The organism is Bradyrhizobium sp. Tv2a-2 (assembly GCF_000472425.1).
Lineage (GTDB): Bacteria > Pseudomonadota > Alphaproteobacteria > Rhizobiales > Xanthobacteraceae > Bradyrhizobium.
Window position 1 is genome coordinate 1 of record NZ_AXAI01000056.1, and the last position, 13,381, is coordinate 13,381.

General features: G+C 60.8%; 12 protein-coding genes and 1 pseudogene. 8 read left to right on the plus strand and 5 right to left on the minus strand.

What is annotated here, in order from left to right; genetic code table 11:
- From A3AI_RS44775 to A3AI_RS0141000, 4 genes and pseudogenes are all read left to right on the plus strand, one after another.
- Nucleotides 1–243 (plus strand): annotated as a pseudogene (locus A3AI_RS44775) (IS256 family transposase); the annotation flags it as partial.
- A 46-nt stretch (nt 244–289) separates the two neighbouring features.
- Nucleotides 290–460, plus strand: a complete 171-nt coding sequence (locus tag A3AI_RS47055; RefSeq protein WP_245287080.1) for a hypothetical protein — start codon at nt 290–292, stop codon at nt 458–460.
- Nucleotides 461–468: 8 nt separating this feature from the next.
- Entirely contained in the window at nt 469–1,932 is a 1,464-nt protein-coding gene (locus A3AI_RS49760; RefSeq protein ID WP_245287081.1) for an HORMA-1 domain-containing protein, read from the plus strand.
- 7 nt (nt 1,933–1,939) lie between these two features.
- Nucleotides 1,940–3,469, plus strand: a complete 1,530-nt coding sequence (locus tag A3AI_RS0141000; RefSeq protein WP_024521018.1) for an SAVED domain-containing protein — start codon at nt 1,940–1,942, stop codon at nt 3,467–3,469.
- Nucleotides 3,470–3,514: 45 nt separating this feature from the next.
- Here A3AI_RS0141000 and A3AI_RS0141005 read toward each other — a convergent pair whose 3' ends face one another.
- Nucleotides 3,515–4,195: a DNA-binding protein gene (locus A3AI_RS0141005; RefSeq protein ID WP_024521019.1), complete on the minus strand. Its 681-nt coding sequence runs from the start codon at nt 4,193–4,195 to the stop codon at nt 3,515–3,517.
- Nucleotides 4,196–4,257: 62 nt separating this feature from the next.
- On the opposite strand from A3AI_RS0141005, the gene A3AI_RS0141010 reads away from it, so the two are divergent.
- The 4 genes from A3AI_RS0141010 (at nt 4,258) to A3AI_RS0141025 (ending at nt 11,036) form a co-directional block, all read left to right on the plus strand.
- The gene (locus A3AI_RS0141010; RefSeq protein ID WP_024521020.1) at nt 4,258–5,640 is read left to right on the plus strand and encodes a Wadjet anti-phage system protein JetA family protein; all 1,383 of its coding nucleotides are present in this window, start codon (nt 4,258–4,260) and stop codon (nt 5,638–5,640) included.
- Nucleotides 5,637–6,305, plus strand: coding sequence for a DUF4194 domain-containing protein (locus tag A3AI_RS0141015; RefSeq protein WP_024521021.1), 669 nt, complete (start codon nt 5,637–5,639; stop codon nt 6,303–6,305). Before A3AI_RS0141010 ends, A3AI_RS0141015 begins: the two co-directional genes overlap by 4 nt.
- Nucleotides 6,302–9,823: an SbcC/MukB-like Walker B domain-containing protein gene (locus tag A3AI_RS0141020; RefSeq protein ID WP_024521022.1), complete on the plus strand. Its 3,522-nt coding sequence runs from the start codon at nt 6,302–6,304 to the stop codon at nt 9,821–9,823. Before A3AI_RS0141015 ends, A3AI_RS0141020 begins: the two co-directional genes overlap by 4 nt.
- Nucleotides 9,824–10,040: 217 nt before the next feature.
- Nucleotides 10,041–11,036 carry a Wadjet anti-phage system protein JetD domain-containing protein gene (locus A3AI_RS0141025; protein WP_198030359.1) on the plus strand — a complete coding sequence of 332 codons (996 nt, stop codon included), beginning with the start codon at nt 10,041–10,043 and terminating at the stop codon, nt 11,034–11,036.
- Between the two features lie 390 nt (nt 11,037–11,426).
- On the opposite strand, the gene A3AI_RS50420 is transcribed toward A3AI_RS0141025, so the two are convergent.
- The 4 genes from A3AI_RS50420 to A3AI_RS47070 form a co-directional block, all read right to left on the minus strand.
- Nucleotides 11,427–12,209, minus strand: a complete 783-nt coding sequence (locus A3AI_RS50420) for a hypothetical protein (RefSeq protein WP_036051653.1) — start codon at nt 12,207–12,209, stop codon at nt 11,427–11,429.
- A gap of 187 nt (nt 12,210–12,396) precedes the next feature.
- A complete protein-coding gene (locus A3AI_RS44780; RefSeq protein ID WP_245287082.1) occupies nt 12,397–12,750 on the minus strand; it encodes a DUF4411 family protein in 354 nt (117 codons plus the stop codon).
- Nucleotides 12,751–12,846: 96 nt separating this feature from the next.
- On the minus strand, nt 12,847–13,083 hold the full coding sequence (locus A3AI_RS0141040; RefSeq protein WP_024521025.1) for a hypothetical protein: 237 nt from the start codon (nt 13,081–13,083) through the stop codon (nt 12,847–12,849).
- Between the two features lie 109 nt (nt 13,084–13,192).
- The coding region (locus A3AI_RS47070) for an ATP-binding protein (RefSeq protein WP_198030360.1) at nt 13,193–13,381 on the minus strand (189 nt) is incomplete at its 5' end.

The following is a 13,381-nucleotide window of genomic DNA, read 5'->3' on the forward strand; positions in this document are numbered from 1 at the left end:
GCTCATCTGCGCACCTCGAATCCGATCGAGAGCGTGTTCTCCACGGTGCGGCACCGGACGGTGCGAACGAAAGGATCGCTCTCGCCGAAAACCGCGAAGCTGATGGTGTTCAAGTTGATCGACGCCGCATCGAAGACATGGCGCCGACTGAAAGGAACAAATCAGTTGCCGAAGGTCATCGCCGGTGTAAAGTTTACTGACGGCATCGAGGTCATTCCGACCACTGAAAGCCACGCCGCCTGATCAGGCCGCGTCACCCAGAATCAGCCATAGCTCGATCATCGATCCCGTGAACGCCACGAACAACGTCGCCCGCCTCTACACGGCAGCGAACGCGGATGCGATCGTCGATGCCGCGCTCGACGCCGGCGATGCCATCGATGCGGCGCTCGCCGCCCCCAACAAGCAACTGACCGTCGCCTATTGGCAGAAGGTCTTCGGCTCCTCCTTCCAGGCGTGAGGTCAATAATGTCCTACAGCTACAGCTTCACCGAAAGCGCGACCTTCACGGTCACCCACGCGCGGCACATGGCCGCCAAGGTCGCGACCGATCTGAAGCGCATGCAGCGGTTGTACGGCAGCCCTTCCGACAAGCGTATCGCGGAGTTCGAGGCCGAAGCGACAGAGCTGATCAAGGTCGGTTATCTCGGCACCGTCACCTATGGCTTCCAAAAAGACGGCAAATGGATCGAGCCGACCTTGCGCTATACCGCACGGGACCTCGCTGGCGCATCCGCCAACGACGACGATCCCGGCCGTATCCGGCATAACGCGGATGTCAGCGGCGCAACGTTCAAGAGCTATCTCACCTACAGCGCGGCCTGGAACCAGTTGACGCAGGCACAGCAGGATGCGTTCGAGGCGACCTTGCCGATCTCACGCAATGGCGCAGCCGAGCCCGGCGTCTCTGGCTATCTCACAAGCGACCGTACCTACTCTTCCGGGGGCAGGGCTCTCGACCGCACGATCGTCAAGGAGCTTCTGATGACCACCAAGCCAATCCTCGATGAACTGTTCGAGCGCCGCATCACCTATCCCGACATCGATCCGCAGGCGCGGCTGGCCCGGCTGGTCGGGCTCGACGAGCAGAAAACCCGTCTTGCGAAAATCCTGGGCCTGCTTGTCAACCCGGCGGGCCTTGCCGATTGGGCCAAGAAGCACCATCCCGCCGCGCAGGCTTTGCTCGATACGATGCTGCGGCGGCCGCCGCTGATCGTGCTCGCCGGCGACGTCGGCTCGGGCAAGACGGAGCTTGCCGAGACGATCGGAGATGCGGTGGCGCGACAGGAGAGGATCGACATCGCGTTGCTGCCTCTCAGCCTGTCCACGCGCGGCCAGGGCCGGGTTGGCGAGATGACGCAGCTGCTCTCGGCCGCGTTCGACTACACTGTGGCGGAGGCAACCAAGCTCAAGTCGGCGACTGGCCAGTCGCACGGGGCCGTGATCTTGCTGGTCGACGAGGCCGACGCGCTGGCCCAGTCGCGCGAGGCGGCCCAGATGCACCACGAGGACCGCGCCGGCGTGAACGCCTTCATCCGCGGTATCGACCGGCTCGCCAATGCGAAGCTGCCGGCGGCTGTGCTGATGTGCACAAACCGCCTCAATGCGCTCGATCCTGCCGTGCGCCGCCGTGCAGCTGACGTGCTGAGCTTCGCACGGCCCGCCGAAGAACAGCGTCGCTTCGTGCTGTCCAGCCGGCTGGAGCCAATCGGCCTTCCCCGCCATCATATCGACGCCCTGGTCTCGGCGACCGGGCCGCAGCAGGGTGGCCGCGACTACGGCTTCACCTTTTCCGACCTGACGCAACGGCTGCTGCCGACGATCGTGCTGGACGCCTATCCGACCAGCGCGATCGACGGCGCTCGCGCGGTCGAGATCGCCCGGTCGATGGTTCCGACGCCTCCCTTCCGTGACAGCGAGATGCCGAGGTAAGGGCAGCATGACACAGGCCGTAACCGTCCGGCGCGACGGAGATACCTTCCAGGCGCGTCTGTTCTGGTATCACGCAGCGCGGCTGCTGGACCCGGAAAGCCCGGTCGTGCGCGTGGGCTTCGAGACGGGACCGAAGAGTTTCGACGATATCTGGGTCGAATACCACGCCGCGCGCAGCACGGTAGACCAATATGGCGACCCGCTGCGGCGCGAACACATGCAGTGCAAATGGCATGTCACGCCCGATAGCTATGGTTACTCCCATCTGGTCGATCCGGAGTTTATCAACGCCAATGCGCGCTCATTGCTGCAGCGGGCGCGGGAGGCGCAGCTTGCCCATGCGCCCCAAGGCAACGGCGTGCGGTTCAAGCTGGTGACCAACTGGCGCCTCGACCGCAACGACCCGTTGCGCGAGATGGTCGGTACGCGCTCTGGCGCGATGCGGCTCGAGCGGCTATATGGCTCGGTGACGGACAACAGCAAGGCAGGCGCCGTCCGCAAAGCCTGGCGCGAGCATCTCGGCATCGATGAAGCCGAGCTTCGGCTGCTGGCGCGCACGCTCGCCTTTGGCGAGGCGACCGACACCCTCGATGGACTTCGCGATCAGCTTGACCTGTTGTTTGCCTATGTTGGCTTGCGGCGCATTCCCGCCAATCAGAGCGCCTTCCCCTATGACGATGTCGTCTTCCAGTGGATGGCGCAGGGGCGGCTCGAGTTCGACCGCGCCGGCTTCCGCGCCGTTTGCTCCCGAGAAGATCTGCTCGGAGCGGCCCAGGGCGGCCCGCGGGTCTTCGGCGTCAAATCCTTCGAGCACGCCTTCGATCGTCTCGAGGCGCGCTGTCACGCCCTGCTGGACCTGGTCCCATCCTTTGACGAGCGCTACATCCGCAGCGACGCCGATTGGGAAACAAAACTCTATCCCGCGCTACGAGGGTTCCTGCTCGCGGCCGCCAAGGACCAGCCGCGCCTGCGGCTTGCGCTTGACGCCCACGTCACGCTGGCCTTCGCCGCCGGCTCGATCATCAACATCAAGTCGGGCCGCCAGGTTGAGCTCGAGCAGCGCAGCACCGGCCGTCGGCTCTGGTCGGCCGATGATGTAGTCTCCGGTCCGGACTGGCCGACCCTCGTTGCGGAGACGGTGGAGCTGAGGCGCGATCAGCCGGATCTCGCCGTCGCGCTTGGCCTGACCCATGATGTGTCGGCCGATGCGCGCCGATACTGCGAAACCGCGCTTCCGCATGTCGGCCGGCTATTGATCCTGAAGCCGAGTTCCGGCTCGGGTGCCCAATCGGTTACGTGCGGGCGCCACGCTTTCGAGCTCGCGGACTCGGCGACCAGCGCAGTTCGCGCCGTCAAGGCCGACCGGATCGGCATGACCCATCTGTTCATTGCCGCGCCCAATGCCTTCACGTTCTTTCTTGGCCAGCGCCAGACGGCGCTTGGTTCTGTTCGGCTCTATGAGTTCGATTTCGACGGCGGACGCGGCCGGTCCTACACGACCGTTTTGACACTCCCCTTCGCAAAGGCGAATGCGTGATGGGCGATGGAGGGGGTATCGGCGGGTGGTTCAGTCCGCGCAGGATCAGGAGGATCCACCACCGCGCGGTCGTTCCCTTTGCGAGGGTCCGGCCGCTTTCGCTGTTAGCTGCGCGATCTCGCCGATCATGCCCTCTATCCGGTTATGAAGGTCTCGAATCTGCTCCCGGTCCTCGCGTCGATTGCGCTCGATGCCATCGATGGAGCGTTGTGCAGCGCGAACGTCGGCCTCGGCGTTGCGCAGCGCCGACTGCAGGCTGCCAAGGTTCCGGACAAGATCGTCCCTCTCGATCGCGAGCTGCCTCAGGGCGGCGTCCTTCTCACTCCGCTCGTTCTCGGCCACGGCAATCCTTTCCGACGCGGCAAGCGCGCCGGCCTCCAGATCCTCGATGCGGTTCCGAAGCCTTTCGTTCTCTTCCCCCATCGTATTGGTTGATGTCGCGGGTGCGGTTCCCCAATACTTGGCGACAACCAACAAGATTTCCCGGGAGGCCTCGGTCGTCAGGTGCTGCAGCTCACGTTTCAATGCGCCGGGCACGTTGGCGGCGAGGGCTTGGTGCGGGGCGCGGCCACGGGGCATTCCGGCGATGATGGCCTTTATCCGATTGACGTTTCCGCCTCCCAACTGCACCCGAACCCGCGTCGGATTGATTTCTTCTCCCTCTGCAATCAATGCTTGTGCGGCCGCCACAATTTCGGAATCGGTATATTTCTGCGGACGGGACATGGGGTTTATTGAGTTTGTGCTAACTTATTTTACATTGGGATCCAGCTCGATGAAAGGCCGGAATGAGCTTTCTTGATGTCATTCCCCATACGTTGTTTCGACTGCTGTCGTCACCGGCGCATGTGCGCAACGTCGCGATCCTGGAAGCCATCTTTGAGCAGTTCTTCGATGATTTTGCTTTCGCACCGAAGAAATCCGAGGTGCTGCAAGTCATTCGGCAGGTCCTGGAGAATCCTGATTTCCGGAGCGTCTCCGACGACGATGAGACAACTCCAAGCCCGGAAACCGCCGATTACGTTATCTATGGACGCTTGCGTGATGACGGCTGGATCATGGAAGTGGCGAACCGAAAGGCCGCCGAGGTCTATATGCCGCGGGAAGCCCACGCTCTGCTTTCCTCGCTGATCACGCTCAAGGAGGAGCTGAAGGTCGATATTTCCGCCGAGGCCAGCCTGATCGACAGCGGCATCATCGCGGCCTACCAGGACCCCGTCGGCAAGGTCATGAACATCGCGAGCGCGCGCCGCCAAGCGGTGCAACTGCGGCGTTCGATCGATGGTGTCCTGACATCGCTCCACCGTATCGAAGAAGACCTGATGCGGTCTGAAGGCCTTGCCGACCTGCTGGCCAGATTCATGGAGCGCTTTGTCGAGAAGATACTGCTGGAGAACTACCGCGCGCTGAAAGCGTCTGCGTATAACCCGATGCGCTTCCAGCGCAGCATCCAGACCAACACCGATCGCTTCATCAATGACGAGGGCCAGCTGGCGCGTGCCGCCGTCGCGCTCGCAGATCAGGGACTGGTCGCAGACATTGCCACGGCCGAGTCCCAGATCATCCAGGATCTCATGCGCATCCGCGCCGTGTTTGCGGGCCTCGGGGAAAAGCTCGACGTCATCGATCGCTTTTCGCATCGGCTCGAGCGACGCATCGCGACGACCGTGCGATATCAGGAGACGGCGCGAAACGTCCGCGAGGAACGGCTGCGGGATGCGATCCGGCTCGCCTTCACCCATTGGAGCGCCGGCAATATCGAATGTGTCACGCCTCTCGTTGAAATCCCGGTTCCTTACTCGACCGCGACCCTGGCTCTGGCAAAGAAAGCGCGCGAGCCGGTCGAACCGCAGACGCGGGAGCCAAAGGTGGTTGATCCGGCCGACGTCAAGCGCGAGCAGATGATCGATGCTTATGTCGCCGCTATGGACGTCACTCCGCGTGCGGTCGCCGAACGTATGCGGATGCTGCTGCCCGATGATGGCGGCTTCTTCGATCTCGACCAGTTCGAGCCCGAATCCGCGCGCGATATCGCGATCCTTTACGAGGCGCGGGCCGGCGCGCTCGCCTCGAACCCCGAATTCGAAGTGCGAACGAGCGCGTCTCGGACCGTGAACCGGTTTATTTCTGGACCTGGCGTGCTGGTGCGCCGCAGGCAGGGCAAAGCATGACCTACTTCTCGCGGTGGGCGACGCGGCAAGCCGCCCAGGATCCCAATTTCAGCGCCGAGCAACTGACCGAGACCGCAAACCGCCTCTTGCATCGGCAGTTCGTCGCCCGCGGCGATTTCGGTGGAGCCGCTCACTTCGACCGCATCGCGAGGAACCTCGACTATTTCAAAGATTTGTTCGCGAGCTTTGGTTTCAGGTTTGTCTTCAACGACACCTGGGGTTATGCAGGATTCGTCAGTCCTGTTGCCTACAGCAATGCGCGGGTGCCGACGCAGGAAACCATCGTCCTTCTCTGCCTTCGCATGCTCTATAACGAAGGCGCCGAGAAAGGATATTTCGTCGACTCGAGCGCGCAGATCCTCGTCGAGGAAGAGGAGATCCAGACCGTCTTCTCCTCCATGGGATCCAGAACGCTCAAACCTGGGGAGTTGCGAGCGATTTTGACAACATTCAAGCGCAAGGGCCTGGTCACCTTCGACCAGAACCATTCACTGCAGGTGTCAGCCGATATACTCATCCGTCCGACCATCACCGAAGTAGTCGACGGTTCGTTCCTGGCCCGTATCGAGGTCTGGGCAGGCCAGCCGGCGCGGACCGCGGAAACTGCCGCTAACGAAGATGATGCCGCAAATGACGACTCCGATATGACTCCGGCGCCATCATGATCCAGGCCTTCGTGTTGCGGAACATCTCCGCCGTCAACTTTTATCTCTACGCCCAGGACTTCCCCATTTCCGGGAACGGCAATGCCGTCTTCCTCGGTGGCAACGGATCGGGCAAATCAGTTCTGCTCGATGCGATCCAGATCGTCATGACGGGCATGAACCGCCGTTACCTTGATCTCAATAGCCGCGTCTCCGAGGGAGGGCGCAGCACCAGAACCGTGCGCGAAGCCTGCCTTGGCCTTCTCGACGACGGTGAAGGTTATCAGCGCGATGCCTGCCTGACGTACATCGCTCTCGGTTTCGAGGCCGTCGACGGATCCCGTCGGTGCACGGCGGGCGTCTGTCTTGAGGCGAAAGCATCTCTCAGCGAGGAGAACGTCCTCGGCCTCTTTATCCTCGAGGGCGAGATCCTGGGCTTTGCCGACTTCGTGCATCCAAAGCCCAAGGGTTTCGAGGAGAAGGCGTGGCAATCCTTCCTGGATGAACAGCGCCGCAAGGGCCGCAGCGTCCAGATCTTCCAGCGGCAGAAAAATCAGGCTTTCTTGCGAGAACTCTACGCCATCATCAACGCCAATGCCCGCGGCACCCAACTCGATCCCGATCGTGCACGCGCCGCACTGCGCCAGGCGCTGTCGTTTGACATTGGACAAATCACCAGCGTCACCGATTTCGTCAAGCGTTTCCTGCTCGACGACCTCCCGATTGAGATCGAGACCTTTCAGGCGCGCTATAACACCTGGCGCGACATGCAGAAGACCATCGAGCGCGTCGAAGCGGAGATCAAGACGGTCGAGTCAATCCGTTCAGCATGCGAGCGTGTCATGATCGATCAATTCAACACGCGGATGTGGAACTACGCCGCTCAGCGCGCGGAGTACGATCGATACGGCGCCTTCATCGCTAAACAGCGTCAAGAGATCGACGAGATGCAGGGCCAGCTTGATAGCACAAGATCTTATCAGCAGACGCTGGGCGAGGGAATCGAGCAGATCCGGCGCCGGCTGGAAGCCATCAAGGACCAGATCGACGGAACGCCGGCTTATAAGCAGATCGAAAAGGCCCAGACTGAAAAGAATAGTCAGGATGCCACCCGCAGGGTGGGTGCCGCCGAGGCCAAGCCGATCTTCGATGCCCTCAGTGCCTTGCGCGAAGCCGCAACGAGCCCCGCGTTTCGGGCCGAGTTTCCCGGCATTGCAGATTTTGCCGTGCGTCTGACGCCAGGCTTCGTCGGCAACTACGATGCCGCCTGGCCCAAGTCTCCCAAGCAGATCGCCACCCTCGTCGCGGCCGTGCCGCCCCTATCCGACGCCCGCCTTCGGTTCGACGAGCGCTATCAGAGTTTTGCGTCCGACAAGGCAAGCCTCACCAGGGAATTCGACGAAGGCAATCGCATTCTAAGCAAGTTGCGATCGGGTGGTGCCTACATGTCCAACGATACGCAGGACTTCCTAGCCGACATGGCGAAGATGAGTGTGCCCGCGCAGAGCCTTTCGGAGGTTGCCGATATCGCACCTGCCTTTGCCGAATGGCGCGCAATCATCGAATCGATTCTCGGCGACTGGGCCGATGCCCTCATCATCGAGCCGCGTTTCATGGACCAGGCCTACCGGCATTTCGACAGCCACTATAAGGCGACCCGGGCCAAGCTGATCCAGTCGGAGAATGTCGTGGCCCAGGACCAGACTGTACGTGCCGGAACACTGGCCGAGGCGGTGGTCACCGATAATTCATATGCCCGCGCTTTCCTTAACGTGCGGCTCGGTCGGATCATTCGGGGGCGCACGGCCAACGATATCCGCAAGGGGGATCTGGCGGCATCAGCTGACGGCAAATACGCGCACGGCCGCGGCATCGAATATCGTCAGCTCAAGCAGATTCCGCGGCTGGGGCAATCGGTCCGCGAGCAGCAGATCGCCCAGCTCAGTGAGCAGCAGCGCGAGCTCGAGACGAGGCTGCAAGCTGCGCGGGACAATGAGCGTCGATCGTTCGCCGTTCTTGAGGCCGTCAAGCGCGCAGAAACTGCCCTCGTCACAAATCGGGATGCGGCGACCCAGCTGCTCGACAAGATCGAGGCCGCGGACCGTGAAAGCGAGCGTCAGGCCGCTCTCATTCGCGACCTCGAGGCCGAGTTGCCGCAAGGGGTGATGGAGGAAAAGCGCGAAATCGAGCAGATGTTCGCTCAATACAAAAAGGAGAGAGCCGACGAGGAAGAGAAGGAAGAGAAACTCATCGACGCGATCGGACAACGCAAGGGCGCTATGAATGCGAATGCGGAAGAGCGCAAGAAGGCGGCCGAACGGGCCTGTGAGGCGTTCCCGCCATTCGGTCGCCGCCGGAAGAGGCATGATCCCGCCATTGGCCTTGAATCTTTTGTCCGCCGCGCCCGTGCCGCCTATGTGCAAGAGCGCGCCGCGCGCGGACATCCCGCCTATGTACGCAATCATTTTGAAGATCTTCTCAAGGACAGGGCTCCGGCCCAGCGGGTGGCGAGGCTGAACGCCGCAATCCAGGACTATGTGCAAGCGAATCCGGACCAGCATCCGGGATTTGAATGGACGCAGTTTGTTGCTACCGAGCAAACGACCACTCTTTATGATTGGATCGACTTGAGACATCGCGAGCTCACGCAAACCATTCTGCGCAACTTCAAGGACCAGATCGACAAGGCCGTCGCCGCCCTGGTCGAGACAATGGTTCATGACTTCCTGAGCCGCCTGAGCGGTAACATCGATGCGGTCGATCGCATCAAGGACGATCTGAATCGGGCATTGCGCGGCAGCGTATTCATGGGAGAGGTCTATCAGATCCGCCAGGAGCGTGATCAGGACAAGGAGACCATCCGCTACCTGATCGATCGGCTCGACATCGTCGCGCCAAAGGCCACCGCGCTGATGCAGAGCAATCCGGATCCGAACGATCCGGACCAGGTGAAGATCAAGGAGTTGATCGACATGCTGACGATCGAGAACGGCGACGATGCCCAGCATCGTCGCCGTATTCGTGAACTTGCCGACTACCGGAGCTACTTTCGTTTCAGCATCGATATTTGCGACCCGGAGCAAGGCTACCGTAGAATTTCGGATCTCGAACAGCGTCGTGGCAAGGCCAGCGGAGGGCAGAAGTTCGTTCCCTTCTATATCTGCCTTGGCGTTGCAGCCGCATCAGCCTATTTCAATCACCTTGGAGGCAGTCGCGATGTGCCGCCCCAATCGGCGCTGATGTTGATGGACGAGGCGTTCGAGAAACTCGACCCAGACAATATCTACAAGATCATCCGGTTTTACCATCAACTCGGCCTGCAGCTCATCATGGCCGCGCCAAAAACGCATCAGGCGCTATATCAGGAGACGTTCGATACGTTGATTTCGATTATCCGCGTCGGCCGTGCGATCCAGGCGATCCCCCAGCACTTCCATCACGGGGCACACGTTCTCTTGCGGAAGGAAAATCCGATGCATCAGCCGCGCAGCTTCTTTGAAGAGCGCGTCCGCGAGGAACGGAGGCATGCCGCGGAATAGCCAACACACCGCCGAGACCCTGCTCCATCGGCTCCTTGACCGCTTTGAGGCTCCGCTGGCTCGCACGCGCGACATCACGCAGACGATCGACTACACCTTGGTCGGCGGTCCCGCTGCGCAAGACGAATTTCATCGTGTGCTGCGGGATGCGGAACGAGCGGGCGGTGTCGCTCTCGAGCAGGATCGCTTGGGCCGCTTCACCGGCGAGCTCGCCCGCGTGCGTCTTGTCGATCCCGAAAAGCTTTATCGGTTTCTCGTCAGAGCCCCCGCAGGAGTAACCGCCGAAACGGCGCACCAAACAATATTGGCCGCCATTCCCGAGATTCTCGCCGATCCGTTCTTTCGGGATATCGAGGAGGAGGCGATCGCCGCCTGGAGAGGCAACAAGAGCTTCCTCGGGCTCTCGGTCGGTGACGTCGACATGTTTCTCACGATTCTCCGTCTCACCTATGGCGTCACAAATCTGGCGGGGCGCGATATCGACCATCGAACCTTTTCTCGCCGAACCGTAAAAGACAGCAAAGTCCTGGAACGGATGGAAGGACGCGTCGCCCAGCTGCTCAGGCGTTGGGATCCGAAGCTGGTCGGAGAGGAGCCACGGGAGGTCCTGGAGGCGAGCGGCATCGTGCGTCGTGCTCACCTCCTGCAGGTGAGGGGTCCGCTCCAGCTCTCCTCCGATACGCTGAATATCCATGGTACCGGGGACGTATTTATCGGCCTGCCATGGCAAGCCGCCAAGCAAGCCGCGTTGGCTCACGCCGTCGACTACGTCATCACGATCGAAAATCCGACAAGCTTTTGGCGTTACAGCACGGAGATTGACGGAAACTATCTTGCCCTTCTGACGGACGGGTTTCCGGCGCGCGACGTGCTCTCAAGCATGGTCCATCTCGTTCGGCACGTTCTTCTCTTGGCACCGAAAACGCCAGTCTACCATTGGGGTGATATCGATGCCGGCGGCTTGAGGATCGCCGCGCACCTCGAAGATGCGATCGGAATTCAGGTTCGATTGCATCAAATGGAGCCAAAACTCGCATTGGCGTTAGGATCGCCGCTGCGGTCGCAGAAAGGTCTTGAGAGGCTTGCCATGCGATCAGGCGAAATCGGACGACTGGCGAGATGGCTTTGTACTGAAGCGGCAAGGATGCTGGAACAGGAAGAGCTCGATCCGACGGTGCCAGTTATTGCGCCGAACGAGTCTACGTGGTCATGAGCGCAATGTGACCGCTCGAACTGGTACGCTGCACATTGGCGTTCCGGAATGAGACATGCTGCGGTTACGAACTCCTAGCGTTCGACGAAATTCGCCGCGAGGCCCAGGGGCGCGGTCCCGATGACTATGGCAACGACCCACAGCTGCCGCGCGACTATCGCGGGCGCAATGGTCGCAAGACGCGCAGCGCAGGCTTCGACGTCGCGACTTCTACAGGGGCGGCTCGGACCAGCCACCAACGGGTCGGGCTCGTTGAAAGGTCCGCCGGACGGGCGAAGAGAAAACCCCGCTGTGCTTCGGCATGGAATAATTTTGGATGCCGACGCGGGGTCCCAATCCAATTGACAGGCTCAGCGCATGCAGCCTATTTGGAGCGCCGTGGATGGCGCTTCAGATATGTTCGGGCGTCTCCCCTTCGGGGACCGGACTCTTGGCCCAGTAGCCACATGGCGTCTTATGCGATCGAAGGTATGGCCGCCGCATAATCGCGGTCTGTGATATGCTAGGTGGATGGGCGCCCCGCGAGACCACCACTTCATACGTGCCTTCTACCTGAAACAATGGGCGAACCCGAGCGGCAAGCTCATTGTGTACGCGCGAAAGGGTGGCAAGGTAATTGCGAAACCCGTCGGGCCGCGCGCAACCGGCTTTGAGCGTGACCTCTATGCCTTTCCGGAGCTGCCGCCTGACAGAGCTCAGTTTATGGAGCAGATATTTTTCAATTATGCGGATCAGAAAGCATCCGAAGCGCTCGATGTTCATCTTGGCGTTGCTGTCGCCATCTTTCTCGGGATCTGGTGCGCCGAACGGTGTCATCGTTCCTGATGCTGTAACGAAATTCGCCGGTCGATTGCGATTCCAGACCTCGACGATGGTTTCGATGCCATCGAGCGTAATGTGGAATTCCGGCTTCGCGCCGGTATCGTCGTTTTTTCCGCCTAAGATCACCGGATAGCCGGCCCCGAGCAGTGTTCCGCAAGCGCGTATCTCTGCCAGCACACTTTCGGCGGCTGTCCAGTCCTTTTGGTTAAGAAGCCGAGGCCTCAGGTTCTGCAGCCACTTATCGAAAACCCCGATGACGTTGCCTAGTGCTTGACATGTATTCAAAGCAATTTGAATTGGGTACTGGCCGGCACCCGGATGCAGCGCGCAACCGAGACGAGGGATGTACACGCATTGGCCGCTTCAATGCGCGTAACGCTTGAATTTCCAGCTCTGTGATCAGTGGTCGAAAGGTGAGTTCTGCGGCATTTCTCGGTCCGACAGCAAGAATTGTTTTCGGCGAGCCCGGCCGGGCTATCCAAGCACCCAGTCTTCATCGATCAGCTGCATTAGGTTCAACCAATCTACCTTCATCGCGTTACACGCCGGGGATTTTTGCGAGGCTGCCGATGCCGGTCTCTTCGGTGATGACAGTGTAGCTGTTCACCTTGGCGAGGGCGATCACGAACGGGGCGGCCTGGAATTTCTCTTTGCCTGCCGAAACCAGGCCTTTGTGGGTGTTAACGATGTGGTCGACCTGCCGCTGCACCTCTTCATCAGGCGTGATGAACATGTCCTCGCGCGGCATTAGCCAGCCGTGCAACTCCTCGGATCGCTGTTTGCTGCATTCGCGCAAAACCAGCGTCGAGGGAATCAGCCGGCCGTCGATAATGAGCTGGTCCAGCTGCTCCCACAGCTTCGGGAAGCGGTTTGGCTTGTAGCGCTCGGGCACTTGTGTCGATGCAGTAAATCTTCTTGTCCATTGCGGACTAGGCCGCCATGCCAAAGGCCGCCTTTTCCATCACGGGAACGGTCGTAACCTTCATGTTCAAAAGACCTGCGACATCGCGCAGTGTGAAATATCGATCGTGATAGCCTTGAAGATAAGCTGCGTGAACCTTCGGCCGAGCTGGCTGCGGATTCCGACGAAGTCGCCCGGGTGTACCGATATGAAGTCGCCCGGGGATTCCGAGACGATGTCGCCCACCTTTACGATTTGATCTCGCCTGGTGACGAGGCGTTCTGGCTGGTAGATTTTCTGGCATTTGGCGAGCCGCGTGGTCAACCTGGAATCGCGGCTTGAACCTCTCCTTCTTCAGTTGCGGTTGCTGTGGGCATGTGGGCAACGCGATTGCGTTGTCCAAGCGCAGCGGCATGTCCANAGCGCCACGAGCTCATGGCCTTCGGGCCGCTGGCTGGGTTCGGCGCAGGCTCTCGCCGGCGAGGTCGAGCCGATGGGCATTGTGGACGAGGCGATCGAGCACGGCATCGGCGTAAGTTGGGTCTCCAATCAGCACGTGCCATGTGTCCACGGGGAGTTGGCTGGTGACGAGGGTGGAACGCCGGCCGTAGCGATCTTCGAG

Excerpts from the sequence above, each read along its gene's own strand:
- A3AI_RS49760 (WP_245287081.1), top strand. The coding sequence starts at position 469 with ATGTCCTACAGCTACAGCTTCACCGAAAGCGCGACCTTCACGGTCACC.
- A3AI_RS0141000 (WP_024521018.1), top strand. The coding sequence starts at position 1,940 with ATGACACAGGCCGTAACCGTCCGGCGCGACGGAGATACCTTCCAGGCG.
- A3AI_RS0141005 (WP_024521019.1), bottom strand. The coding sequence starts at position 4,195 with ATGTCCCGTCCGCAGAAATATACCGATTCCGAAATTGTGGCGGCCGCA.
- A3AI_RS0141010 (WP_024521020.1), top strand. The coding sequence starts at position 4,258 with ATGAGCTTTCTTGATGTCATTCCCCATACGTTGTTTCGACTGCTGTCG.
- A3AI_RS0141015 (WP_024521021.1), top strand. The coding sequence starts at position 5,637 with ATGACCTACTTCTCGCGGTGGGCGACGCGGCAAGCCGCCCAGGATCCC.
- A3AI_RS0141020 (WP_024521022.1), top strand. The coding sequence starts at position 6,302 with ATGATCCAGGCCTTCGTGTTGCGGAACATCTCCGCCGTCAACTTTTAT.